Raw genomic sequence first — 25,755 nt, forward strand, 5'->3', positions numbered from 1 at the left:
CGGAACCGCGTCCCGGCAGGTGCGCGAATGGCCCGCTGCGCGGGCCATCGCCTTGCATTCACAACGGCGTGTCTCAGTTCGACGGTTTTTTCAGGCTGTCCAACACCATCAGCGCCGCGCCGACGCAGATGAAGGAATCTGCCAGGTTGAACGCCGGGTAGAACCACTGGTTGTAGTAGTGGAGCATGATGAAATCGATAACGTGGCCATAAGCCAGGCGGTCGATCACATTGCCCAGCGCGCCGCCCATGATGAAGGCCGCGGCCAGGTTCATCATGCCGGAAAAACGCCGCTTGACGATGTTCCATCCCAGCCAGCCGGACACGGCGAAGGCCAGGATGGTGAACAGATACTTCTGCCAACCGCCGGCATCGTGCAGAAAACTGAACGCCGCGCCGGGATTGTAGACCAGGGTGAAATTGAAAAAGCCTTCCACCACCGGCCGAATTTCGCCGTACTGGAAGCGGCTGTTGAAATACAGCTTGCTGATCTGGTCCAGTACGATCACCAGGGCCGCCAGCGCGAACCACTTGGGCCAGCTGCGGGCGCCGGGCATAGTCATTGCAGAATCCATCTATCGGTATCCATGGGCTGGCGGGGCCGCCTCGGCGGCCCCGGCGGACGGTCAGGCGTGCAGCCGCGGCTCGCCCTTGCCGTCCAGGTTGTCGACGCAACGGCCGCAAACGGCGCCGTGTCCGGCGTGGCTGCCCACGTCGGCGCGGTAGTGCCAGCAGCGGTCGCACTTGCCGTGCGCGGACGGGGATACCCGGATGGCCAGCTCGCCAGCCTCGCGCACACCCGCCTTGGACACGATCAACACGAACTTCAGTTCCTCGCCCAGGCTGGCCAGATGGCGGGCCAGCTCGGCCGGCGCGTCGATTTCGATCTCCGCCTGCAGCGAAGAGCCCAGCTTGTCGGCGCTGCGCAGCTCCTCGATCTCCTTGTTAACCGCGACGCGCAGCTCGCGGATCGCTTGCCACTTGGCGGACAAGGCGGCCTCGCGTTCGACGGCCTGCGCCGGGAACTCATGCCAGATGTGGTACAGCGTGGACTCTTCCTCGCTGTCCACCAGCACATTCCACGCCTCGTCGGCGGTGAAGCACAGGATGGGCGCCACCATCAGCAACAGGCTGCGGGTGATGTGGTACAAGGCGGTCTGCGCGCTGCGGCGGGCGTGGCTGCCGGCCTGGGTGGTGTACAGGCGGTCCTTGATCACGTCCAGGTAGAACGCGCCCAGGTCTTCCGAGCAGTAGCCGACCACTTCCTGCACCACGTGGTGGAAGGCGTAGCGGGAGTACAGCTCGCCCACCACTTTTTCCTGCACCTCGCGGGCGCGCAGCAGCGCGTACTGGTCCAGCTCCACCATCTTCTCCAGCGGCACGGTGTGCTCCAGCGGATCGAAGTCCGACAGGTTCGACAGCAGGAAGCGGATGGTGTTGCGCAGGCGGCGGTAGCTTTCCGTAGTGCGCTTCAGAATCTCCTGCGACAGCGACATGTCGCCGGAGTAGTCGGCACTGGCGACCCACAGACGCAGGATGTCGGCGCCCAGAGTGCCGCAGATCTCTTCCGGCGCGATGCCATTGCCCTTGGACTTGGACATCTTGTAGCCCTTGTCGTCCACGGTGAAGCCGTGGGTCAAGAGCTGCTTGTACGGCGCGCGGCCGATGGTGGCGCAGCCGGTCTTCAGCGACGACTGGAACCAGCCGCGGTGCTGGTCGGAACCTTCCAGGTACAGGTCTGCCGGCCAGGCCAGCTCCGGGCGCTGCTTCAGCACCGCGAAGTGGGTGGCGCCGGAGTCGAACCACACATCCAGCGTGTCCGTCAGCTTGCGGTATTGCTCGGCCTCGTCGCCCAGCAATTCCTTGGCGTCCAGGCTGAACCAGGCTTCGATGCCCTGCTGCTCGATGCGCAGCGCCACTTCCTCCAGCAGCTGGGCGGAACGCGGATGCAACTCGCCCGACTCCTTGTGGATGAAGAAGGTCATCGGCACGCCCCAGTTGCGCTGGCGCGATACGCACCAGTCGGGGCTGTTCTTGATCATCGCGTCCAGACGCGCGCGGCCCCAGGCCGGGAAGAACTCGGTAGCGTCGACGGCGCGCTGGCTGATCTCGCGCAGCGTCTCGCCGCCATTGGCCTGACGGTCCATGCTGATGAACCATTGCGGCGTGGCGCGGAAGATGATCGGCGTCTTGTGGCGCCAGCAATGCGGGTAGCTGTGCTCCAGCTTGGCCTTGTGCACCAGCGTGCCGTGCGACTCCAGCGTCTCGATCACCCGCGGGTTGGCGTCCCATACCAGCATGCCGGCGAACAGCTCGGTGGTGCTCTTGTAGCGGCCGTCGTCGGCAACCGGGTTCGCGATAGGCAGCTTGTACTGCAGGCCGGCCTGGAAGTCTTCCAGGCCATGGGCCGGCGCGGTGTGCACCAGGCCGGTGCCGGCGTCGGTGGTGACGTGGTCGCCCAGGATCACCGGCACCTGACGGTCGTAGAACGGGTGGCGCAGCTGGATCAGCTCCAGCGCCTCGCCCTTGGCTTCGCCCAGCACGCGATATTCGTCGACGCCGTAGCGCTTCATCGCCGACTCGACCAGATCCTTGCCCAGGATCAGCTTGCCCTTAGGGGTGTCGACCAGCTGGTAATCCAGATTGGCGCCGGCGGCGACGGCCTGGTTGGCCGGCAGCGTCCACGGCGTGGTGGTCCAGATCACAGCCATGGCGCCGGAAGCGTCCGCGTCGAAAGCGGCGGAGGCCTTGTCGGCGTCGATCACCTTGAAGCCGACGTCGATCGCCGGCGACACCTTGTCTTCGTATTCCACCTCGGCCTCGGCCAGCGACGAGCCGCACTCGATGCACCAGTGCACCGGCTTCTCGCCCTTGGTCAGGTAGCCGTTTTCATGGATCTTGCCGAGCGTGCGGACGATGTCGGCCTCGGTCTTGAAATCCATGGTCAGATAGGGATTGTCCCAATCGCCGAGCACGCCCAGACGGATGAAGCCCTTCTTCTGGCGCGCCACCTGCTCCTTGGCGTATTCGCGGCACAGTTCGCGGAACTTGGCGGCGGGAATGTCCTTGCCGTGCAGCTTCTCGACCATCAGCTCGATCGGCAGGCCGTGGCAGTCCCAGCCCGGCACATAGGGCGCGTCGAAGCCGGCCAGCGTCTTGGAGCGGACGATGATGTCCTTCAGCACCTTGTTGACCGCGTGGCCCAGATGAATGTCGTTGTTGGCGTACGGCGGGCCGTCATGCAGGATGAACTTGGGCCGGCCGGCGGACAGTTTGCGCAGCTTGTCGTAGCGCTTCTCTTCCTGCCAGCGCTTGACCCAGGCCGGTTCGCGTTTGGCCAGATCCCCGCGCATGGCGAAGGGTGTATCCAGCAGGTTTACGGTTTTACGATAATCGATGCTCATGCCTGCTCTCGCTGCAAACTTGTCAAATAGGTCTTGGCGCTGGCCGCGTCGCGCTCGATCTGGGCCACCAGGGTCGCCAGATCATCATAGCGCTCTTCGTCGCGCAGTTTCTTCAGGAAGCGTACCGTCAGCCGCTGGCCGTACAGATCGCCCGAAAAATCGAACAAATGCACTTCCAGCTTGTAATCCGGGGTGTCGCTGACCGTCGGGTTCAGGCCCAGGCTGGCCACGCCGCCCAGGCGGCCCTGCGGCGCGTCGACCTCCACCACGAACACGCCCTTCAGAGCCGGCTTCAAATGCGGCAGGTGGATGTTGGCGGTGGGAAAGCCTATCGTGCGTCCCAGCTTCTGGCCATGCATCACTTTGCCCGATATCCGGTATACGCCGCCCAACAGCGCGTTGGCCGAGTCCAGATCGCCGGCGCCCAAGCGCTCGCGTACCAAGGTGCTGGAAGCGCGTTCGCCCTTGACCAGCACCGACGGCATCGCCTCGGTGGCGAAGTGCGGACAGGAAGCCAGCAACTCGAAATCGCCCTTGCGGCCGGCGCCGAACTGGAAATCGTCGCCGATCAACAAATACCGTGTTTTCAGTTCCCGCACCAGCACCTGGTCGACGAAACCCTGCGCCGACATATTGGAAAAGCTGTGGTTGAAACGGTAAACGAACACGTAATCGATCAAGCCCAGCTCTTCCAGCAGCGCGAACTTGTCGCGCAAGGTGGACAAGCGAGCCGGCGGATTGGCGCGGGCGAAAAACTCGCGCGGGTGCGGCTCGAAGGTCAGCAAAGCCGTTGGCAACGCGCGCGCGCGCGCTTCCGAACGCAAACGTTCCAGCATGCGCCTGTGGCCTTGGTGCACGCCATCGAAGTTGCCGATGGTCAACGCGCATCCTGGCAGGGCGAAACGACGCGGATCCCCCAGAAATACCTGCATTCGCTGTCTTTACATACGTCCCGAAACCTTCGATTGTAGCCGCCGGCTAGCGATAGCGTCCAGCCATGATCTGGAAGGAAAGCAAACAAAAAGCCCCGCTTGTTGCGGGGCTTTTTGACGTTTGGCAAAAATTAGTTGCCAGACTTCTCTACCACGGACTCTTTAACAGCGTCGATGGTCACTTCTACGCGACGGTCAGACTCGATGCAAGCCTTGATTTCGGCGTTTTGCTTCTTGTTCTTCACGTATTTCGGGAACTTGGCCTTGCACTCTTCGGTCATCTTGGCTTCAGCCTTGCCCTTGCCAACTGCGGCAACCTTCTCGGCCGGCACGCCAGCGTTCACGAAGTAGTTCTTAACAGCGTCGGCGCGGTTCTGGGACAGAGCGTTGTTCAGCTTGTCGGAACCCATGAAGTCGGTGTAACCGTCGATTTCAACACCGTTCAGGTAACCCTTGCCGGCGTGAGCCTTCAGCTTGGCGACCAGCGGGTCCAGTTCGTTCTTGGCGTCAGCGCGCAGAACGGACTTGTTGAAGTCGAACAGAACCTTGGCGGACAGGGTCACTTTTTCCTTCACGGAAACCAGAGCCGGCTTCGGAGCGGCGACAACCGGCTTGGCGGCTTCGCGATCGCCACATTCAACCAGACCGTCCTTGGCCTTGTCGAAATAGGTGGTCTTCCAGCATTCGCCGTAGCTGTTGCGGGTCACTGCGTCAGTGGATTGGTCAACGGCATAACCCGGTTTGGCAGCAAAAGCGCTAGCAGAAACCAACAGGGCGGCAACCAGTGCGCTCAGTTTCAGCTGTTTAGTCATGTTATTCCCTCTTTAATCTATAAAATGGGTAGCAATGCGGGCTGACGCAAAGACCACGCGAACTAAGTTGACTGCAAACATCAGGGATGGCTACATGCTGTGTTGATGCAGTTAACCCGCACTATAGGAATGCTGCAACACCATGTCAACACGGCGTCGGGCGCTTTGTCGCGTCAGCGTTGTATAAATACATCACATTTCGCTAAATTATACCCGAAGCTGTATCGATCATGCGACACATTACGGTCTTGTGACGCGTCGGCGAAACAGTGGCAACGGCTGCCTATAAGTCACCTGATAGCTATCACTGAAGGTATTGTAATAATCACCATCATCCAGCGACTTGCCGTCCTTGACCGCGAAGGCGTCGAAACCCACCTGCCACAAGGGCCGGATCAGATCCGCCCAGACATCGCCCACCGCCCTCAGCTCGCCTGCATAATCATAGCGCTCGCGCAACAGCCTGGCGAGGCTGTAGCCGCGTCCATCGGTGAAGGCGGGAAAATCCACGGCGACCAGCGCCAGTTCGGCCAGATAAGGCTGCAATTGCGCCGGATCGTCGTCCGGCGACAGATAGACGCCGACGTTCCCCTCTCTCGCGCGCCAAGCGCCGGCATCCGCCAGCCAGCTGGCCAGCGGCACGATCACGTCCTCGGCGGGATCCGCGTCTGGCAGCTTGCCGCTCTCGTCCGGCCGCAGCAGCCGCCAGTGGTCGGCCTGCAGCCGGCCATCCTTAATGAACTGGGGCATACACCCTCTCCTTGAACGGTTCGGCGCCGAGGCGGCGCAAGGTTTCGATGAAGCGCTCGCCGTTCTGCCGCCGCTCGATGTAGACCTGCATGATCTTGGAGAAAGCCACCGGCACGTCGGCCTGGGCGAAAGACGGGCCGATCACCTTGCCGATGGCGGTGTCGCTGCCCTGGCTGCCGCCCAGCGTGATCTGGTACCACTCCTCGCCATTCTTATCGACGCCGAGAATGCCGATATTGCCGATGTGGTGATGGCCGCAGGCATTCATGCAGCCGGAGAAGTTACAGGCGATGTCGCCCAGATCATATAAATAATCCAGATCGTCGAAAGTCTTCTGGATCGCGTTGGCCACCGGAATGGAGCGCGCATTGGCCAGCGAGCAGAAGTCGCCGCCCGGACAACTGATGATGTCGGTCAGCAGGCCGATGTTCGGCGTCGCCATGCGCAGTTGCCGCGCCTCTCGCCACAGCGTGTACAGATCCTTCTGCTCGACGTCCGGCAATACCAGATTTTGTTCGTGGGCTACGCGCAGCTCGCCGAAACCGAAACGTTCGGCCCAGTCGGCGGCGGCTTCCATCTGCTCGGCGCTGATGTCCCCCGGCGGCGCGCCGGTCTCCTTCAGCGACAGGACCACCGAACGGTAGCCGGACAGCCGGTGGCCGCGGGTGTTGCGCTCGAACCAGCGGGCGAAGGCCTTGTCCTCGGCCAGCGGACCGGCCAGCTCGGCCGGGTCGTCGGCAAGCATCTTGTAAGCCGGATCACCGAAGAAGCTGGCGTAATGGACGACATCCTCGTCGCGGAGAGTCGCCGGGCCATCCTTCAGATGGCGCCATTCGTCCTCCACCTTGGCGGCAAAACCGTCCCGCGTCAGCGCCTTGACCAGAATCTTGATCCGCGCCTTGTACTTGTTATCGCGGCGGCCGAAACGGTTGTACACCCGCAAAACCGCGTCCAGATAGGTCAAGAGATGCTGGCGCGGCAAGAACTCGCGGATCACTTCGCCCACCATCGGCGTGCGTCCCAGGCCGCCGCCCACGATCACCTTGAATCCCGCCTCGCCGGCCTCGTTGCGGCTGACGTGCAGGCCGATGTCGTGGACCATGGTCGCCGCGCGGTCTTCCACGCTGCCGGACACCGCGATCTTGAACTTGCGCGGCAGGAAGGTGAATTCCGGGTGCATCGTGCTCCACTGCCGGATGATCTCGCAGTAGGGGCGCGGATCGAACAGCTCGTCGTCGGCCACGCCGGCGAAAGCGTCGGTGGTGGTGTTGCGCACGCAGTTGCCGGAGGTCTGGATCGCGTGCATTTCCACCGTGGACAGCTCTTCCAGGATGTCCGGCACGCTCTCCAGCGCCGGCCAGTTGAACTGGATGTTCTGCCGGGTGGTGAAATGGCCGTAGCCCTTGTCGTAGCGGCGGGCGATGTCGGCCAGCTTCCGCAGCTGCTCGCTGCGCAAGTGGCCGTAGGGAATCGCCACCCGCAGCATGGGCGCGTGGCGCTGGATGTAGAGGCCGTTCATCAGCCGCAACGGCCGGAATTCGTCCTCGGACAGCTCGCCTGCCAGGAAGCGGCGGGTTTGATCGCGGAACTGGACCACGCGCTCGCGCACCAGCCGATGGTCTACTTCATCGTATCGATACATGTTTGGATTCCAGCGGGAATGCCGACGACTGCGGGCCGGCGGTTCAAACGGGGCGTTGCAGCGGACTGGACTTCGCGTGCAGCCCGCACTCCTTGGTTTCCGGGTTTTCCCACCACCAGCGTCCGGCTCGCACATCCTCGCCCGCGCTGATGGCGCGGGTACAGGGCGCGCAGCCTATCGACGGATAGTGCCGGTCGTGCAGCGCGTTGTACGGCACCTGGTTTTCCTTCAGGTACTGCCACACCTCGGCCTCGGTCCATTCCAGCAAGGGGCTGAACTTCACCAGGCCGTTGTCGGCGTCGTACTCCCTGTCGGCCAGGTCTTGCCGAGTAGGCGACTGCTGGCGGCGCAGGCCGGTGATCCAGGCCGAACGGCCGGCCAGCGCGCGCTTCAGCGGCTCCAGCTTGCGGATCTGGCAACAGGATTTGCGCAGTTCGACGCTCTGGTAGAAACCGTTGATGCCGTGGAAGTTGACGTACTGCTCGGTGGCGGCGGTGTCGGGGAAATACACCCTGACCGGATGGCCTGGATAGCGCTCGGCCACCCGCTGCATCAAATCATAGGTTTCGGCCGGCAGGCGGCCGGTATCCAGACTGAAGCTTTCCAGCGGCAGATCGAGGCGGGCGATCAGGTCGGTCAGCACCATGTCTTCGGCGCCGTAGCTGTTGGCCAGCACCGCGTCGGGGTGCTCGGCGGCGACGGTTTGCAGCAGGGCCGTGGTGGCGGCGAGTTTGGACTCCAGGCTCATCAAGCGCTCCGGGGATGGTTCGAGCGTATCCTAACCAAAGCGCTTATAAACCTAAAAGAATATTGTGTTAGTATTTAATGACTACAGGTTGTATAGAGGATAGATCGCCAAGATGAAGCTACAACAACTCCGCTACCTGGTCGAAGTGGCCAAGCAGGGCCTCAACGTTTCCGAGGCCGCCGAAAAGCTGCACACCTCGCAGCCCGGCATTTCCAAGCAGATCCGCCTGCTGGAGGACGAACTGGGCATCCAGGTATTCATCCGCAACGGCAAACGGGTGGTCTCGGTGTCCGAGCCGGGCAAGGAAGTGCTGCGCATCTCCGAGCGCATCCTGCGCGAGGCGCAGAACCTGAAGCGCGTCGGCGACGAGTTCTCCCGCGAATCGGAAGGCGCGCTGACCATCGCCACCACCCACACCCAGGCCCGTTACGCGCTGCCGCAGGCCATCGCCGAATTCGTGCGCCGCTATCCCAAGGTGCGCTTGTCGCTGAAACAGGGCAGCCCGACGCAGATCTGCGACATGGTGGTGTCCGGCGAGGCCGATCTCGCCATCGCCACCGAGGGCATCGCGCTGTACAAGGAACTGGCGACGCTGCCCTGTTACGAGTGGAACCGCTCGCTGGTGGTGCCCAAGGGCCATCCGCTGGCCGCGCTGGAGCGGGAGGTGACGCTGGCCGACATCGCCCAATATCCTATCGTCACCTACGATTTCGCCTTCGCCGGCCGCTCCAAGATCAACAAGTCCTTCGCCGAGCAGGGCCTGACGCCCAATGTGGTGCTGACCGCGATCGACACCGACGTGATCAAGACCTACGTTTCGCTGGGCCTGGGCATCGGCATCATCGCCAGCATGGCCTTCGAGCCGGAGCGCGACCACAACCTGACCGCGATCGACGCCGGCCACCTGTTCGAGCCGTCGACCACCAAGATCGGCATCCGCAAGGACGCCTATCTGCGCGGCTTCGCCTACACCTTCATTGAGCTGTTCGCGCCGCATCTGCACCGGCGCGAGGTGGATTCGGCGCTGCTGGCGCACGACGTCGACGACGAGGAATGATCGCCCGCCGAAGCATGCCGACACACAAACGCCCCGGACCAACCGGGGCGTTTTCTTTGGCAGGGCAGGCTAGCGCTTACAGCGTCAGGCCGCCGGTCACCTCGATGGCGGCGCCGTTGATGTAGCTGGCCTCGTCGGACGCCAGGAAAGCGTAGACGTTGGCGATCTCGGCCGGATCTGCCATGCGGCGCATCGGCACCTTGTCTTCCATCGCCTGCAGCACTTTTTCCGGCATCGCCTTCAGGATGGGCGTGGCCACGAAGCCCGGACACACCGCGTTGGCGCGGATGCCCTTCTTGCCCAGCTCCTTGGCCCAGGTCTTGACGAAGCCGATCACGCCGAACTTGGCCGCCGCGTAGTTGGTCTGGCCGAAGTTGCCGTAGACGCCGACCACCGACGACGCGTTCAGGATCACGCCGCCGCCCTGCTCCACCATGGTGTCCACCACGGCGCGGGCACAGTTGTAGACGCCCTTCAGGTTGATGTCGATCACCTTGTCGAACTGGTCTTCGCTCATCTTGATCAACTGCGCGTCCTGGACGATGCCGGCGTTGTTGACCAGCACGTCGATGCGGCCGCAGCGGTTTTTCAGGTCGGCGACCATCTCGGCGATCTGGCCCTTGTCGGTCACATCCACCTTGTAGCCGTAGGCCTCGCCGCCCAGCGCCTTCAGTTCATCCACCACGGTCTTGACCGCGTCCGGGTTCAGGTCGCACACCGCGACGATGGCGCCTTCCTTGACGAATTTCTCCGCCGTCGCCTTGCCGATGCCGCTGGCCGAGCCGGTGATGATGGATACTTTCCCTTTCAAACGCATGTGATTTCCTTCTATCTCTCTGGCTTGCAGATCTCATCAGGTCGCCAGGACGGATGAGCCCGGATGTCTCCATCATCGGCCTTCCCGGCCGGGTCCCCGATTATTGTTTTGTCGCCGCGGATCGCGGATATGAAAAACGGGAGTTTGTGCACCGCAATATAGCGCACGCCCTCCCGTCGGTAAAGTTACGGCCTGTGACAGACCGTATCCGTATGACTTCTGATTACTCCAAGCCCTTGCTGGCCAGGTAGTCTTCGTAGTTGCCGGTGTAGTAGTCGTAGCCGCCCTTGCCGTCCAACTCCAGCACGTGGGTGGCCAGAGAGCTGACGAACTGGCGGTCGTGCGATACGAAGATCAGGGTGCCCTTGTACTTTTCCAGCGCCATGTTCAGGGATTCGATCGACTCCATGTCCATGTGGTTGGTCGGCTCGTCCATGATCATCACGTTCGGCTTCTGCAGGATCAGCTTGCCGTACAGCATGCGGCCCTTCTCGCCGCCGGACAGCACGCGCACCGCCTTGCCCACCTCGTCGCCGCCAAACAGCAAGCGGCCCAGCGTGGCGCGGATCGCCTGCTCGTCGTCGCCCTCCTGGCCCCACTGGCGCATCCACTCGCTCAGGGTCCAGTCGCTGTCAAAGTCAGCCTCGTGATCCTGCGCGAAATAGCCGATCTGGGCCTTTTCCGCCCACTTGATGTTGCCGTAATCGGCAGCCAGGCCTTCGGCGTAGGCTTGCTCGAACGCGCCGGCCAGCAGCTTGACCAGCGAGGTCTTGCCCGCGCCGTTGGGGCCGATGATGGCCAGCCGCGCGCCGGCTTCCAGGATCAGGTTCAGATCCTTGAACAGCACCTTGCTGTCGTAGGCCTTGTTCAGGCTCTCCACCTCCACCGCCTGGCGGTGCAGCTTGAACTTGTCGTCCATCTCGAAGCGGATGAACGGGTTCTGGCGGCTGGACGGCTTCACCTCCACCATCTCGGACTTCAGCTTGTCCACCTGCTTCAGGCGCGAGGTGGCCTGGCGGGCCTTGGACTTGTTGGCGGAGAAGCGGGCCACGAACTCCTGCAGTTCCTGGATGCGCTCCTTGGCCTTGCTGTTGGACGACAGCTGGCGCTCGCGGGCCTGGGCCGACGCGATCATATAGTCGTCGTAGTTGCCCGGGTAGATCCGGATGGTGTTGTAGTCCAGATCCGCCATGTGGGTGCAGACCGAGTTCAGGAAGTGGCGGTCGTGCGAGATGATGATCATGGTGGAGTTGCGCTCGTTCAGCACATGCTCCAGCCAGCGGATGGTGTTGATGTCCAGGTTGTTGGTCGGCTCGTCCAGCAGCAGGATGTCCGGATTGGAGAACAGCGCCTGCGCCAGCAGCACCCGCAGCTTCCAGCCCGGGGCCACTTCGCTCATCGGGCCGAAATGCTGGTCGACCGGAATGCCCACGCCCATCAGCAGCTCGCCGGCACGCGCCTCGGCGGTGTAACCGTCGTACTCGGCGAACTTGGCCTCCAGCTCGGCCGCGCGCATGTAATCGTCTTCAGTGGCTTCCAGGTTGGCGTAGATGGCGTCGCGTTCGCTCATCGCCGCCCACATCTCGGTGTGGCCCATCATCACCACATCGATCACGCGCTGGTCTTCATAGCCGAACTGATCCTGGCGCAGCTTGCCCAGGCGCAGGCCGTTTTCGATGGCGACTTCGCCCGCGGTCTGCTCCAGATCGCCACCCAGGATTTTCATGAAAGTGGACTTGCCGGAACCGTTGGCGCCGATCAGGCCGTAACGGTTGCCTTCGCCGAATTTGACGGTAACCTTCTCGAACAGAGGTTTCACGCCAAACTGCATGGTAATGTTGCTTGTGGTAATCACGCTTGAGGATCCTTCAGCCAGGGCCGTGAACCTGTTTGCGATCTTTTCGCGAGCGTCTCCCGGCCTCTTTGCGCCGAGGCATGGCTTCGCCAAACGCCTCCGGCAGGGACTGACGCCGCGGCGCAGCCATCAAACAGCCGCCGCCGGGCAAGATCTCAAACAAGTTCTAAGTATCGGAAAAACGTAGGATTCTATCACAACGGGGACCATTCCCCGAAGCCTCGCGCGGCCGCGCCTCACGAACTTTTGCCAGCCAGACGAATTCCGATACAATCGTAAACCTTGTAAATCCTTATTCCAGATAGGCAAAACTATGCTTACCGGCAGCTTGGTAGCGCTCGTAACACCGATGTCGAACGATGGGGCGGTGGATTTTGCGGCGTTGCAACGATTGGTTGAGTTCCACATCGAAAACGGCACCGCCGGCATCGTCGCCGTCGGCACCACCGGCGAATCGGCCACCCTGTCGGTGGAAGAACACATCGCCGTGGTGAAAGCGGTGGTCGAGTACGCCAAGGGCCGGGTCAAAGTGATCGCAGGCGCCGGCGGCAACGCCACCAGCGAGGCGATCGAGCTGGGCAAGCTGTCGGCCGATGTCGGCGCCGACATGGTGCTGTCGGTGGTGCCCTACTACAACAAGCCCACCCAGGAAGGCATCTACCAGCACTTCAAGGCCATCGCCGACGAAAGCCCGCTGCCCGTCATCCTTTATAATGTTCCCGGCCGCACCGTCGCCGACATGGGCAACGACACCGCGCTGCGCCTGGCCGCCCATCCGAACATCGTCGGCCTGAAGGACGCCACCGGCGACATCGGCCGCGCCTGCGACCTGGCGCTGCGCGCGCCGGAAGGCTTCGCGCTGTACTCGGGCGACGACGCCACCGGCATGGCCTTCATGCTGTGCGGCGGCCACGGCGTGATCTCGGTCACCGCCAATATCGCGCCCAAGCAAATGAGCGAACTTTGCCAAGCCGCCACCTCCGGCGACGCCCGCAAGGCCCGCGCCATCAACGACAAGCTGCAAGGCCTGCACAAGCAGCTGTTCGTGGAGCCCAACCCGATCCCGGCAAAGTGGGCGCTGGAGCGGATGCGACGCATCCCCGCCGGCATCCGCCTGCCGCTGACCCCGCTGAGCGCCGCCGCCCAACCTCTGGTTGACGCGGCGCTAAAACAAGCCGAAGTCATTTGATTCACCCCCGAAAGATGGGAGTAAGCATGAAACGAAGCGCGTCCGTCGCGATTCTGCTGGCAAGCGGCGTTCTGGCCGCCTGCAGCACCCAGCAACCGCTGAGCAAGCCTCTGGACTTCAAGTCCGACGCTCCGAAAACCACCGCCAACAGCCTGGAAGTGCCGCCCGATCTGACCGCGCCGCAAGTCCAGAACAAGTACAACCTGCCTGGCGGCGCCATCGCGACCAACGCCGATGCCGCGGAGCCGGCAGTCGGCTCGCCCGTCGCCGTCAATCAGCTGGACAACATCAAGATGGAGCGCGCCGGCACCCAGCGCTGGCTGCTGGTGGGCAACAAGAAGGCCGCCGAGCTGTGGCCGGTGCTGAAGGCGTTCTGGCAGGAAAACGGCTTCGTGATCAAAACCGAGGACCCGAGCCTCGGCATCATGGAGACCGACTGGGCGGAAAACCGCGCCAAGCTGCCAAACGACGGCCTGCGCAAGCTGCTGGAAACCGTCGGCCTCGGCAGCGTGTACTCCACCGGCGAGCGCGACAAGTTCCGCATCCGCCTGGAAAACACCCCGCAAGGCACCGAGGTCTACTTCTCGCACCGCGGCATGGAAGAGGTCTACGCCGACAACAGCAAGACCAACACTGTGTGGCAGCCGCGCGCCACCGACCCCAACCTGGAAGCCGAGCTGCTGGGCCGCTTCATGATGCGGCTGGGCATGAACGAAGAGAAAGCCCGCGACCAGGTCAAGCAAACGCTGGCCAAACCGGCCAAACCGCAGGATCCGATCGTCGACGGCCAACTGCAGCTGTCCGACGGCTTCGACCGCGCCTGGCGCCGCGTCGGCCTGGCGCTGGACCGCGTCGGCCTGATCGTCACCGATCGCGATCGCTCCCAGGGCCTGTACTACGTGAAGCCGGCCAAGGGCGACACCGACAAGGAAGAATCCGGCGGCTTCTGGTCCAACCTGGCCTTCTGGAAGAACAAGGACGGCCAGGCGGTCAAACCGACCGAGCCCGAGTACCGGATCAAGCTGGTGGAACAAGGCGCCACCACCACCTTGCAGATCCAGGACAAGCAGGGCAAGCCGCTGTCCGACGACTTCGTCAAAGCGGCGCTGGGCAAACTGCAGACCGAGCTGCAATAACGCAACAAGCCGTGGACCAAAAAACAACAGCCCGCGAAAGCGGGCTGTTTCTTATGCGGGATTCATTTAATTGCCGCCCGATCGCCAGAAACCGCCAGATGTAATAGCGCTGCTGATTATCGATAGCAATATGTAACGCTTTGTATTCGACAGCAATAACTGTGGTTTTTCCACCAAACATTTACAAATCATCGATCCCGCGCCAAACAGCAGGCGCAAAAAAACCGGCCGAAGCCGGTTTTTTTGTGTTGCTCGCCGCTAATTACTTGGCAGCGGAAGCAGCCGGAGCGGAAGCGTCAGCAGCCGGAGCGGAAGCGGCCGGAGCGGAAGCTTCAGCAGCCGGAGCGGAAGCGGCCGGAGCGGACGCTTCAACTGCCGGAGCGGAGGCTTCAGCCGGAGCTTCTTTTTTACCGCAAGCGGACAGGGCTACGGCCAGCAGGGCAGCAACGAGGAGCGACTGTTTCATTTTTTCTTTACCTTTGAGGATAAGTTGAACAAGACGTCAGTTATCGCACGGTCTCGACAATAAGCCGGGCGACTGAAAATCCATCAGTGAGCAAATTGTATCACGAAAAAAATAGCTGTATAGAGGGCAAAAATCTAAAAAAACCACAATGCCAAGCACAGACTGACATACGTCCACTCCAGCATTAAAACGGGCGTTTGCCCCCTGAATTCAGCCTTCCATCGCGTTGCTCGATCGATACAAGCAAGAAAACTGTTGTTATTCTGCTACAACCAACGGAAGATGCCAATAACCTGACAGATAGCCATCGTACAGCGCGTCCATCATATCGGCGGAATAGCGGCCCGCTGGCAGCCTTCTGCGATTGCCGAAGTGTTGCCAATCGGCAAAATCACCATCGGCAACGTCCACTTTCTCGCCGTTGCAGTAGACGCAAGCATCGCAGAACAGAATCTGGCTCTTGCGGTCCAGCTCCAGCCCCCGCTCGGCCAATGCCTCGGCGAACGTGTCTTCGTCCAACTCCTCCTCCGGCGCATCGTAGAACACATGCGCCTTTGGCTCGGTCAGATAGTGGCCGAGAAAATCGCAGACCGTGTCCTTGTCCCAACGGATCTGCGACAACAGGCCGGCCACCTGCCCTATCATCTCGTCGCCTATCCTCGCCGGATCGGCCTGCAGCTTCAGGTCCGGATCGGCATAGACGCCGTCCAGGCAAACGCGGTCCTGCAGATAGACCAGGAACTGCGTCGCCAGCTCCTGCGCCGGCGGCGCGCGGAAACCGACCGAGTAGGTCATGCCCGGCTCCAGCGCCACGCCGTAGTGCGCGCAATGCGGCGGCAGGTACAGCATGTCGCCGTGCTCCAGCACGAACTCCTGCTCCGAGCGGAAATCCTTCAGCACCCGGATCGGGGCGTCCTCGATGAAGTCGTCGTCGTGCTGGGAGGAAATCTGCCAGCGCTTCTTGCCCCCCACCTGCAGCAGGAACACGTCGTAAGCGTCGAAATGCGGGCCGACCGTGCCGCCAGGCGGAGCATAGCTGATCATCAGATCGTCCAGCCTGGCATAAGGGATGAAGTTGAAGCGCCACAGGATGTCGTCGATGTGCGGCAGGTGATGGTTGACGCCCTGGACCAGCAGCGTCCAGTCGGTCTCGGCCAGCCGGCGGAAGCGAGAGGCGCGGAACGGGCCGCGCTCCAGATGCCATTTGTCCTTCTTGTATTCGATCAGCCTCGACTCGGCGTCATCGCGCTGCGCCAGCTCGGACAACACCGAAAGATCGACGTGCGGGCCGACGTCGGTCAGCGCGCCGCGGATCAACAGCGGCTTCTTGTGCCAGTATTCGGCGAGGAATTGTTCGGGCGACATGCCGCCCAGCAAGTTTGTGGTATTCATCAGCTTTTACGGGCTCAGCCGCCCGTCTATGGTTTACAATACGCCAGCGGACGCGCGAGCGTCCTATCTTGCGGTGGAAGGAACACCCTCGGGACCGTCCCTGTCAAGTTTTTTTACCATCCATCACGGATATCCAACTCATGCAAATCGCCAAAAACACCATCGTCACGATCCACTACGAGATGTTCGACGTCGACAATAACCTGCTCGACAAGACCGAAGAGCCGATCAGCTACCTGCACGGCGGCTACGATGGCATCTTCCCGCTGGTGGAAGAGGCGCTGGAAGGCAAAAACGTCGGCGAATCCATCGACGTGAAGCTGACCTCCGACGACGCGTTCGGCGACCCGGAAGAAGAGCTGATCCGCGTGGAAGATCTGGAAGTGTTCCCGGCCGACGTCGAAGTCGGCATGGTATTCGAAGCTGACGATCCGGAAACCGGCGAACTGCTGCTGTTCCGCGTCACCGACATCGCCGACGGCAAAGCCGTTGTCGACGCCAACCACCCGCTGGCAGGCCAGAGCATCCGCTTCTCCGCCAAGGTGGTGGAAGTGCGCGCCGCCAGCGCTGACGAAGTCAGCCACGGCCACGCCCACGGCGAACACGGCCACCACCACTGATCGGCAAGCGGCGATTCATCGCCCTGTCTAAAAAAGCGGCCTCCGGGCCGCTTTTTTATTCGCGCTCAGTACCCGCGCCGGGCAAAGCGCCAGAATCCGACCAAAAGCACCCCGCCCGCGATCGTCGCGCGCAGCCAATACTCGGCGAACACGCCGCGGTGTCCCAGCAGCCATGCCAGCGCGCCAGCCAGCAGCACCAGCAAGATCAACTCCGCCGTTCGGGCGATGTCGCGCGGCCAGCCATCCGGCCAGGCGAAACGCAGCGCCAGCCTCATCGCTCCCCAACCCAGCAGCGCGCCCACCGTCAGATCAAGCGGCCAGTGCACGCCGATGGCGATCCTGGACAACATCACCAGCCCTGCCAGCGGCAGCCAGACCGCCGCCCTGCCCCAGCCTATGCCGCGCCAGGCGAAGGTGGCCAACGCGGCCGAAGCCATCGCGTGCCCTGACGGGAAAGAGCCGTTGCCAGGCAAGCGGTCAAGCAAATCCACCATCCCGTGCGGCAACACCTGCGGCGGCCTGGGCACGGCGAAACCGGCCTTCAGCGATGCCGCCAGCGCGATGGCCGCCGCGCCGCCGGCGATCAGCGCCGGCAAGCGCCGCGGCTCGCGCCAGCACATGGCCAGCATCAGCGCCAATACGGTCGGCCAATCGCCGAACACGCTGAAAAAGCGCCACAGCGGCGCCGGCAGATGATGCAGCAGCGGATGCAGGAACAAAAACAACTGGCGGTTGGCCTGCGGCCAAGCCGCCAGCGCCGCGCTCAATACCGCCAGCAGGACAGCCGGCCAGAATCGACGAAGCCAGGTCATGGCTCAGTCCGCCTTGCGCCCGACGGTGATGCGGTCCTGGCCGGCCAGATCGCGTATGGTTTCCACCTGGCTCAAGCCGGCGGCGGAAAACAGCCCCCTCACCGCCTCGCCCTGATCATAGCCGTGTTCGACCATCAGCCAGCCGCCCTCGGCCAGCCTCTCCGGCGCGCCAGCAGCGATCTCGCGCAGGCAGACCAGGCCGTCCGCCTCGTCGGTCAGCGCGCCGCGCGGCTCGAAACGCAGGTCGCCCTCGGCCAGATGATGGTCGTCGCGCTCGATATACGGCGGGTTGGACACGATCAAGTCGAAGCGAGCGCCGGCATCCAACGGATCGAACCAGCTGCCCAGCCGAAAATCGACCCGGGCGGCCAGCGCGTCGGCATTCCCGCGCGCGACGGCCAGCGCGTCGGCTGAAACATCCACCGCGCCCACAACCCAGCCCGGGGCTTCCAGCGCCAGCGTGACGGCGATGATGCCGCTGCCGGTGCCCAGGTCCACCGCCCGCGCCGGCGCGCCCCGGTCGACGCGGGACAGCGCCTGCTCGATCAGATGCTCAGTCTCAGGCCGCGGAATCAGCACGCCCGGACGAACCTGGAAATCGCGTCCGTAGAATTCGCGCGCGCCAAGCAGATAAGCCATCGGTTCGCCGGCCAGGCGGCGCGCGGCCAGCGCGTCGAAGGCGGATGCGACATCGTCCGGCAGTTCGCGCTCGGGATGGCCGATGATGGCGGCGTGGGTCAGGCCGGGCCAGGCGCGCGTCAGCAGCATCCGGGACTCCAGCCTGGGCAGGGGGTGGCGCCGCAGCGCCTGTTCTATGGTCGGCATGGTTCTATTACAGCAGGAACAGGGTGGCCAGCCCCAGGAAAATCAGAAAGCCGCCGGAATCGGTGCAGGCGGTGATCAACACGCTGGAACCCAGCGCCGGGTCCTTGCCCAGCTTCTGCATCAGCGTCGGGATCATCACCCCCATGGTGGCGGCCAGCATCAGGTTCAGCGTCATCGCCGCCAGCATCACCAGCCCCAGCGACACGCTGCCGTACAGCAGCCAGGCCACCACGCCGATGACGCTGCCCCAGGCCATGCCGTTGATCACGCTGACGCCCAACTCCTTGCGCCACAGCCGGCCGGCCTGGCCGACCTGCATCTGGCCCATGGCCAGCGCGCGCACGATCATGGTGATGGTCTGGTTGCCGGAATTGCCGCCGATGCCGGCGACGATGGGCATCAAGGCCGCCAGCGCCACCAGTTGGGCGATGGAATGTTCGAAGGCGCCGATCACGCGGGAGGCGAAGAAGGCGGTGCAGAGGTTGATCGCCAGCCAGGACCAGCGGTTCTTCACCGAATCCATCACCGGCGCGAACAGGTCTTCTTCCTCCTTCAGGCCCGCCAGGTTCAGCATTTCGCTGTCGGACTCCTCCCGGATCACGTCCACCATCGCATCCACGGTCAGCCGGCCCAGCAGCGCGCCGCGCTCGTCGACCACCGGCGCGCTGACCAGGTCGTAGCGTTCGAAGGCCTGGGCGGCGTCCACCGCCGGCTCGTCCGGGTGAAAGCTGACCACCTCGGTGGCCATCGCCTCCGCCACCAGCGTATCGGGATCGGACACCAAGAGCTTGCGCACCGACAGCACGCCCTTGAGCAGGCCGGCGTCGTCGGTGACGAAGATCTTGTCGGTCTGGCCGGGCAGATCGTCGAAGCGGCGCAAGTAGCGCAGCACCACTTCGCAGCTGACGTCGGCGCGGATTTTCACCAGCTCGAAATCCATCAGCGCGCCGACGCGGTCGTCGTCGTAGGACAGCACCGCCTGCAATTGGCCGCGCTCTTCCTCGTCCAGCCGGCCCATCGCCTCGTACACCACCTGGCGCGGCAGATCCGGCGCCAGCTCGGCCAGTTCGTCGGCGTCCAGTTCGTCCAGCGCCGCCACCAGCTCGTCGGGCTCCATCACCTCGATCAGCGACTCGCGCACCGCGTCGGATACTTCCAGCAGCACCGCGCCGTCGCGCGAGGGATCGGTCAGGTCCCAGGCCAGCAGCCGGTCTTCCAGCGGCAGCGCCTCCAGCACGTGGGCGATGTCGGCCGGGTGCAGTTGGGACAGTTTCTGTCCCAGTTCCAGCAGATTGTGTTGCGGCGCCTGCGGATCGGCGGCGGCTTCGGCCGCGTCCTGACGCGTAGCAAGATGTTCAAGCTGGCGCTGGCGCTCGATCAGGCGCTGCACCAGGCCCAGGCTTTCCTGCAGACGATCGGCGGATTGTTGCTTGTAGGCAACCGTCATGCACGTCTCCTTCCGCCCACTGGGCGCGCGAAGGGGGCCGACGGTGTGAGGCGGGATTTTATAGAGTGATACGGGATTCGATTAAGGGATAACTGGGTAAGTCCATTGCGTTGGCCGCGGCGTGCCCGCGGCGCGCGAAAAGAAAGTCGCGATTGTAACATATCGTCACAAGCGGCTTCCACCCGCCGCCGCGGACAAGGCGGCGGGCGGGAGCAACGGGATCAGGGCAGTTCGACGTAGCCCATCCGGCGCTGGATGATGCGGGTCTTGCGCGCCAGGCCCGGCGCGCCGCGATGCTCGTCGTAATAGCGCGGATTGGGCACCATCGCGGCCAGCTTGGCGGCCTGGGACGACGACAGGCGCGAGGCGCCGGTGCGGAAGTAATAGCGCGAGGCAGCCTCGGCGCCGAACACGCCGTTGCCCCACTCGATCACGTTCAGGTAGATCTCGTAGATGCGGCGCTTGTCCAGCACCGACTCCAGCATCACCGTGATCAGCGCCTCCTCCAGCTTGCGCCACGGCGTCTTGCCGCTGGACAGGAACAGGTTTTTGGCCAGTTGCTGGCTGATGGTGGAACCGCCGGCGACGATCTTGCCCTTCTGCAGATTCTTCTCGAACGCCGCCTCGATGCCGTCCCAGTCGAAGCCTTCGTGGTCGACGAACTTGGCGTCTTCCGATGCGATCAGCGCCCGCTTCAGATTGGGCGATATCTTGTCGTACGGCACCCACTTGTGGCGCAGCTCGGCCTCGGGGTCGTCCTGCTGCAGCCTGGCCAGCTGCTCGTTCATGAAGGAACTGGCGCCGGGATTGTGGTCGCGCCAATAGACGATATGGCCGAGCACCCACAGGTTATACAGCAGAAAGGCGGCCACCAGGGCCGCCAGGATCTTGAACAGGATGCGCGTCATGCTCAGGCCAGCACTTCCCTCAGCATATTGGTCACCTTGCGCGTCTCGGGCTGCACGCCGCGCCAGATGGAGAACGACTCGGCAGCCTGCTCCACCAGCATGCCCAGGCCGTCGGCCAGCATGCCGGCGTTTTCGCCTTGGGCGCGCTGCAGGAACGGCGTCAGGCCGGCGCTATACACCATGTCGTAGGCCAGCGTGCGCGAGGTGAACACGCCGTGCGGCAGCGGCGGCATCTCGTTGTTCAGACTGGTGGAGGTGGCGTTGATGACGATATCGAAGCTGCGGCCTTCCAGCGCGGGGTAGCCGACCGCCTCCACCTTGCCGTAGCGGGCGAAGTGATGAGCCAGCGCCTCGGCCTTGATCACGGTGCGGTTGACGATGGTCAGGCTGGCGGGCTTCTGCTCCAGAATCGGCTCCAGCACGCCGCGCACCGCGCCGCCGGCGCCCAGGATCAGCACGCGTCGACCGGCGATCGGGTAATCCAGGTTTTCCACGATGTCGCGCACCAGGCCGACGCCGTCGGTGTTGTCGCCGTAGACCTTGCCGTCGCGGAAGGCCAGCGTGTTGACCGCCTCGGCCGCGCGCGCGCGCTCGGTCAGCTCGGACGCGTAGCGGAAGGCGTCGCCCTTGAACGGCAGCGTGATGTTCAGCCCCTTGCCGCCCTTGGCCACGAATTCGCCCACCACCTCGTTGAAGCGGCCGATGTCGGCGAACAGGCGCTCATAGCTGATGTCCTCTCCGGTGGCCCGGGCGAACTCCTCATGGATGAACGGCGACTGGCTGTGGGAGATCGGGTTGCCGATTACGGCGTAACGGTCGGTCATGTCCGGCTTTCCAAAATGCGATATGTTTTGTGCGGCCAAGGCGCCGCCGACAAAACCTCCCGGCGCGCCCTGAAACCGGGCGCGCGCCCATCGGGAATGCGCCGTACGGCGCGTCGTGGCTTTGTCGACAGATCGAAGCTGCGGGTTCACCCCACACTTTGCCGCTTAACGCCGCAAACTTCAACCGCCTCGGACAAGGACTGCGCTCAACCCTGCACCCACGGCAGGCCGCGCCAGCGCCAGCCGCCGACCGAGTTGCGGTGGCCGTCGCCGTCGCGGTCGCCCTCGAAGCCTTCCAGCACGTTGTACACCTCGCTGTAGCCGTTGTCCGCCGCCAGCCGCGCCACTTGATCGGAACGGGCGCCGGAACGGCAGATCACCAACAGCACCGCCTCCGGGTCCACCTGATGAGTCAACTGGGCCAGAAAGTTGGGATTCGGCTCCATGCCGGGATAGCTGCGCCATTCGATGTTCACCGCGCCGGGCACGGTGCCGACGAATTGCCACTCCGCATGGCTGCGCACGTCCAGCAGCACCGCCTTGGGCAGGCCTTGCATCAATTCATAGGCCTCGTCGGGCAGCACCGCTCCGCTGTAGGACAGGCCCAACTGTTCGGCGCGCTGGTGCGCGGCCTCCAGAATCAGTTTCATTCTGCTCATCTGTTTTCCTCCTGCAACACTTCGGGCTTATGTTGGCGATTATCGACCCGCCCGGCATGACTGGCAAATTGCACCACATCGGTGCACCGCCCGGATCGAGGCACCAGATTGGTTCAAGCTCAGTCATTCCAGCCGGCTGGATAAGCCAAAGCGGCTATGACACAATGCAGCAGCAGCGTTTCAGAGGCTGGCACGCTTCCTGCTTGCCGGGGACGTACCAAAATTTTCACGCACTTGCCCTTGGGTGCCCGTTGCCTTCCAGGAGATAAAACATGGCAGTAGCCGACGTAGTCAAACTGATCCAAGAAAACGACGTCAAATTTGTCGATCTGCGCTTCACCGACACCCGCGGCAAAGAACAGCACGTCTCCATCCCGGCGCATGTGCTGCTGGAAGACGCCGACGAGTGGTTCGAGCGCGGCCACGCCTTCGACGGCTCCTCCATCGCCGGCTGGAAAGGCATCCAGGCTTCCGACATGCTGCTGATGGCCGACCCTGCCACCGCCCGCCTCGATCCGTTCTTCGACGAGCCGACCGTGTTCATGCACTGCGACGTGATCGATCCGGCCGACGGCAAGGGCTACGACCGCGACCCGCGCTCCATCGCCAAGCGCGCCGAAGCCTACCTGAAGGCATCCGGCCACGGTGACACCGCCTACTTCGGCCCGGAGCCGGAATTCTTCATCTTCGACAGCATCACCTGGGGCGCCGACATGTCCGGCTGCTTCGTCAAGATCAAGGCCGAGGAAGCCGCATGGGCGTCCGCCGAGGAATTCGAAGGCGGCAACATGGGCCACCGCCCGGGCATCAAGGGCGGCTACTTCCCGGTGCCGCCGGTGGACTCCTCGCAGGACATCCGCTCCGCGATGGTGCTGCTGCTGGAAGAACTGGGCGTGCCGGTTGAAGTGCACCACCACGAAGTGGCCACCGCCGGCCAGAACGAGATCGGCACCAAGTTCAGCACGCTGACCCAGCGCGCCGACTGGACCCAGATCCTGAAGTACGTGGTGCACAACGTCGCCCACAGCTACGGCAAGACCGCCACCTTCATGCCCAAGCCCATCGTCGGCGACAACGGTTCCGGCATGCACGTCCACCAATCCATCTGGAAGGACGGCAAGAACCTGTTCGCGGGCGAAGGCTACGCCGGCCTGTCCGACACCGCGCTGTACTACATCGGCGGCATCATCAAGCACGCCAAGGCGCTGAACGCGATCACCAACCCGGGCACCAACTCCTACAAGCGCCTGGTGCCGCACTACGAAGCGCCGGTGAAGCTGGCCTACTCGGCCAAGAACCGCTCCGCCTCGATCCGCATCCCGCACGTGGCCAGCCCGAAGGGCCGCCGCATCGAAGCGCGCTTCCCGGATCCGCTGGCCAACCCGTACCTGTGCTTCTCCGCGCTGCTGATGGCCGGCCTGGACGGCATCCAGAACAAGATCCACCCGGGCGACGCCGCGGACAAGAACCTGTACGACCTGCCGCCGGAAGAAGACAAGCTGATCCCGACCGTGTGCGCCAGCCTGGACGAAGCGCTGGCCGCGCTGGACAAGGACCGCGAGTTCCTGACCCGCGGCGGCGTGTTCTCCAACGAGTGGATCGACGCCTACATCGAACTGAAGATGCAGGAAGTCAACCTGGCCCGCATGACCACCCACCCGGTGGAATTCGCGATGTACTACTCGCTGTAAGCAGAAAACGCGTCAATTGGAACGGCAGCCCAGGCTGCCGTTTTTCTTGCTCTCGCATAAATGACGCGGCGGCCCGATTTGCTTATCATGCAAGGGCGATCCACACCCTGTATCCGGACGATGAAGACATTCGCACTCTGCTTGCTGCTGGCCTGCGGGGCGGCCCAGGCGGCCACCATCTACAAGTACGTCGACCCGCAAGGCAACGTCACCTACACCAATGTGCCGATCCGCGGCGCGCAGCCGATCAAGCTGAATCCGCTGTCGTCCTATCCCAGCCAGCGCGCCAAGAACAACGGCGCCTCCGCCGGCAAGCCCGCCGCGTCCGGCGGCTATCCCAATGTGGACGCCGATACCCAGAAGCAGCGCGACGGCGGCCGCAAAAAGATACTGGAGCAGGAGCTGTCCAACGAAGCCAAGGCGCTGGACGCCGCCAAGAAGGCGCTGGATGAAGGCAAGGCGGTGCGGCTGGGAGACGAGGCCCGCAACTACCAGAAGTATCTGGACCGGGTGCAAAAACTGCAGAACGAAGTCACCGACCGCGAAAAGAACGTCCAGGCTCTGAAGAAGGAACTCGGCCTGCCATAGCCATACGCACCATTATGGTGCACACTTGAGCCAGGACGCGCGTCCGCGCCCCGCGGCGCGGTCCTACGGGCTGGCGCGCTTATTGCTGCGTTCAGCGCGACACCACCATCCAAGCCATCCCATGACGATACCCAGCTTTGCCGGACTGGAGCTCCTGGACACCCCGGTGCTGATCTGCGACGCCGACGCCGCGCTGCGCTTCGTCAATCCCGCCTGCGAAAACCTGCTGGCGCTGGGCAGCCGCGAGTTGCTGCGCCACGCGCTGCCCGACCTGTTCCAGCCCTGCCCCGAACTGCTCCAGGCGCTCTCCACCGCGCTCGGCCAGGGCGCCAGCTACATCGAGCACGACCTGGAGCTGAAGCCGCTGCACAACGACGCGGCGCTGCACGTGATGCTGTCGATCACGCCGATCGATGTCGAAGGCTGCCAGGCGCTGATCGAGCTCAGGCCGCTGGACCAGCAGCTGAAGATCGCCAACGAAGAGCGCTCGCTGATGCAGCACCAGGCCAACCGCGAGCTGATCCGCAATCTGGCGCATGAGATCAAGAACCCGCTGGGCGGCATCCGCGGCGCGGCGCAGCTGCTGGAGCACGAGCTGGCCGACCGGCCGGAGCTGAAGGAATACACCGAGGTGATCACCGAGGAGGCGCTGCGGCTGCAGACGCTGGTGGACCGCCTGCTGGCGCCGCACCGCAGCCACAACCGCGGGCCGATCAACATCCACGAGGTGCTGGAGCGGGTGCGCAGCATCGCGCTGGCCCAGCATCCGCAAGGCCTCGCCGTGGTCCGCGACTACGACACCAGCTTGCCGCTGCTGTCCGCCGACAAGGAACAGCTGATCCAGGTGGTGCTCAACATCGTCAACAACGCGGTGCAGGCGCTGCGCGGCCAGGGACGCATCACGCTGCGCACCCGGGTGGCGCGGCAGATCACGCTGGCGCGCAAACGCCACCAGCTGGCACTGAAATTGCAGATCGTCGACGATGGCCCCGGCATTCCCGACGACATCCGCGACCACATCTTCTACCCGCTGGTCACCGGCCGCGCCGAAGGCACCGGCCTGGGGCTGACCTTGGCCCAGGCCTTCGTCCACCAGCACGGCGGCAGCATAGAGTTCGACTCTCGGCCGGGCCAGACCTGCTTCACCGTGCTGCTGCCCTTCGGCGGCGAAGCCGGATAACG

The 25,755-nt window shown here is 63.5% G+C and carries 23 protein-coding genes; 7 read left to right on the forward strand and 16 right to left on the reverse strand.

Going from position 1 to position 25,755, the window contains the following annotated elements:
- Positions 1-73 precede the first annotated feature (73 nt).
- The 7 genes from lspA to ACX17K_RS07955 form a co-directional block, all read right to left on the reverse strand.
- Positions 74-556: a signal peptidase II gene (lspA, locus tag ACX17K_RS07925; protein ID WP_021479003.1), complete on the reverse strand. Its 483-nt coding sequence runs from the start codon at positions 554-556 to the stop codon at positions 74-76.
- Between the two features lie 69 nt (positions 557-625).
- Positions 626-3,403 carry an isoleucine--tRNA ligase gene (ileS, locus tag ACX17K_RS07930; RefSeq protein WP_493774387.1) on the reverse strand — a complete coding sequence of 926 codons (2,778 nt, stop codon included), beginning with the start codon at positions 3,401-3,403 and terminating at the stop codon, positions 626-628.
- Positions 3,400-4,335: a bifunctional riboflavin kinase/FAD synthetase gene (locus ACX17K_RS07935; protein WP_493774388.1), complete on the reverse strand. Its 936-nt coding sequence runs from the start codon at positions 4,333-4,335 to the stop codon at positions 3,400-3,402. Before ACX17K_RS07935 ends, ileS begins: the two co-directional genes overlap by 4 nt.
- 131 nt (positions 4,336-4,466) lie before the next feature.
- Positions 4,467-5,147 carry an OmpA family protein gene (locus ACX17K_RS07940; RefSeq protein WP_021479006.1) on the reverse strand — a complete coding sequence of 227 codons (681 nt, stop codon included), beginning with the start codon at positions 5,145-5,147 and terminating at the stop codon, positions 4,467-4,469.
- Between the two features lie 240 nt (positions 5,148-5,387).
- Positions 5,388-5,897 carry a DUF934 domain-containing protein gene (locus tag ACX17K_RS07945; RefSeq protein ID WP_493774389.1) on the reverse strand — a complete coding sequence of 170 codons (510 nt, stop codon included), beginning with the start codon at positions 5,895-5,897 and terminating at the stop codon, positions 5,388-5,390.
- Positions 5,881-7,539 carry a nitrite/sulfite reductase gene (locus tag ACX17K_RS07950; protein ID WP_231151257.1) on the reverse strand — a complete coding sequence of 553 codons (1,659 nt, stop codon included), beginning with the start codon at positions 7,537-7,539 and terminating at the stop codon, positions 5,881-5,883. Before ACX17K_RS07950 ends, ACX17K_RS07945 begins: the two co-directional genes overlap by 17 nt.
- Positions 7,540-7,582: 43 nt before the next feature.
- Entirely contained in the window at positions 7,583-8,287 is a 705-nt protein-coding gene (locus ACX17K_RS07955; protein ID WP_493774390.1) for a phosphoadenylyl-sulfate reductase, read from the reverse strand.
- Between the two features lie 112 nt (positions 8,288-8,399).
- Here ACX17K_RS07955 and cysB point away from each other — a divergent pair, with 112 nt between their 5' ends.
- A complete protein-coding gene (cysB, locus tag ACX17K_RS07960; protein ID WP_166440111.1) occupies positions 8,400-9,344 on the forward strand; it encodes an HTH-type transcriptional regulator CysB in 945 nt (314 codons plus the stop codon).
- Positions 9,345-9,420: 76 nt separating this feature from the next.
- On the opposite strand, the gene fabG is transcribed toward cysB, so the two are convergent.
- Both fabG and ACX17K_RS07970 read right to left on the reverse strand, forming a co-directional pair.
- A complete protein-coding gene (gene fabG, locus ACX17K_RS07965; RefSeq protein ID WP_011137123.1) occupies positions 9,421-10,161 on the reverse strand; it encodes a 3-oxoacyl-ACP reductase FabG in 741 nt (246 codons plus the stop codon).
- Positions 10,162-10,384: 223 nt separating this feature from the next.
- Entirely contained in the window at positions 10,385-12,016 is a 1,632-nt protein-coding gene (locus tag ACX17K_RS07970; protein ID WP_493774391.1) for an ABC-F family ATPase, read from the reverse strand.
- A 313-nt stretch (positions 12,017-12,329) separates the two neighbouring features.
- Here ACX17K_RS07970 and dapA point away from each other — a divergent pair, with 313 nt between their 5' ends.
- Positions 12,330-13,205, forward strand: a complete 876-nt coding sequence (dapA, locus tag ACX17K_RS07975; RefSeq protein ID WP_493774392.1) for a 4-hydroxy-tetrahydrodipicolinate synthase — start codon at positions 12,330-12,332, stop codon at positions 13,203-13,205.
- Between the two features lie 26 nt (positions 13,206-13,231).
- Positions 13,232-14,341 carry an NlpB/DapX family lipoprotein gene (gene bamC, locus ACX17K_RS07980; RefSeq protein WP_493774393.1) on the forward strand — a complete coding sequence of 370 codons (1,110 nt, stop codon included), beginning with the start codon at positions 13,232-13,234 and terminating at the stop codon, positions 14,339-14,341.
- A 724-nt stretch (positions 14,342-15,065) separates the two neighbouring features.
- Here the strand turns inward: bamC and ACX17K_RS07985 are convergent.
- Complete coding sequence (locus tag ACX17K_RS07985; RefSeq protein ID WP_493774394.1) at positions 15,066-16,199, reverse strand: ribosomal protein uL16 3-hydroxylase; 1,134 nt, start codon at positions 16,197-16,199, stop codon at positions 15,066-15,068.
- 140 nt (positions 16,200-16,339) lie between these two features.
- On the opposite strand from ACX17K_RS07985, the gene ACX17K_RS07990 reads away from it, so the two are divergent.
- Positions 16,340-16,819 carry an FKBP-type peptidyl-prolyl cis-trans isomerase gene (locus ACX17K_RS07990; RefSeq protein WP_046158165.1) on the forward strand — a complete coding sequence of 160 codons (480 nt, stop codon included), beginning with the start codon at positions 16,340-16,342 and terminating at the stop codon, positions 16,817-16,819.
- A gap of 65 nt (positions 16,820-16,884) precedes the next feature.
- Here the strand turns inward: ACX17K_RS07990 and ACX17K_RS07995 are convergent, their stop codons facing one another.
- From ACX17K_RS07995 to ACX17K_RS08020, 6 genes are all read right to left on the reverse strand, one after another.
- Positions 16,885-17,631, reverse strand: coding sequence for a phosphatase PAP2 family protein (locus ACX17K_RS07995; RefSeq protein WP_493774395.1), 747 nt, complete (start codon positions 17,629-17,631; stop codon positions 16,885-16,887).
- Between the two features lie 3 nt (positions 17,632-17,634).
- Complete coding sequence (prmC, locus tag ACX17K_RS08000; RefSeq protein WP_493774396.1) at positions 17,635-18,456, reverse strand: peptide chain release factor N(5)-glutamine methyltransferase; 822 nt, start codon at positions 18,454-18,456, stop codon at positions 17,635-17,637.
- Positions 18,457-18,463: 7 nt separating this feature from the next.
- Positions 18,464-19,903, reverse strand: a complete 1,440-nt coding sequence (gene mgtE / locus ACX17K_RS08005; protein ID WP_046166806.1) for a magnesium transporter — start codon at positions 19,901-19,903, stop codon at positions 18,464-18,466.
- A 221-nt stretch (positions 19,904-20,124) separates the two neighbouring features.
- Positions 20,125-20,811, reverse strand: coding sequence for a monofunctional biosynthetic peptidoglycan transglycosylase (gene mtgA, locus ACX17K_RS08010; RefSeq protein WP_021479019.1), 687 nt, complete (start codon positions 20,809-20,811; stop codon positions 20,125-20,127).
- A gap of 2 nt (positions 20,812-20,813) precedes the next feature.
- A complete protein-coding gene (aroE, locus tag ACX17K_RS08015; RefSeq protein WP_493774397.1) occupies positions 20,814-21,635 on the reverse strand; it encodes a shikimate dehydrogenase in 822 nt (273 codons plus the stop codon).
- Positions 21,636-21,841: 206 nt separating this feature from the next.
- The gene (locus tag ACX17K_RS08020) at positions 21,842-22,294 is read right to left on the reverse strand and encodes a rhodanese-like domain-containing protein (RefSeq protein WP_166440120.1); all 453 of its coding nucleotides are present in this window, start codon (positions 22,292-22,294) and stop codon (positions 21,842-21,844) included.
- Between the two features lie 272 nt (positions 22,295-22,566).
- Here ACX17K_RS08020 and glnA point away from each other — a divergent pair, with 272 nt between their 5' ends.
- From glnA to glnL, 3 genes are all read left to right on the forward strand, one after another.
- Positions 22,567-23,985: a type I glutamate--ammonia ligase gene (gene glnA, locus ACX17K_RS08025; protein ID WP_021479022.1), complete on the forward strand. Its 1,419-nt coding sequence runs from the start codon at positions 22,567-22,569 to the stop codon at positions 23,983-23,985.
- Between the two features lie 120 nt (positions 23,986-24,105).
- Positions 24,106-24,573, forward strand: a complete 468-nt coding sequence (locus ACX17K_RS08030; protein ID WP_493774398.1) for a DUF4124 domain-containing protein — start codon at positions 24,106-24,108, stop codon at positions 24,571-24,573.
- A 121-nt stretch (positions 24,574-24,694) separates the two neighbouring features.
- Positions 24,695-25,753 (forward strand): nitrogen regulation protein NR(II), encoded by a 1,059-nt coding sequence (glnL, locus tag ACX17K_RS08035; RefSeq protein WP_493774399.1) that lies wholly within the window; start codon positions 24,695-24,697, stop codon positions 25,751-25,753.
- Positions 25,754-25,755: the final 2 nt, after the last annotated feature.

The organism is Chromobacterium sp. INPA-IVC, from assembly GCF_059047085.1.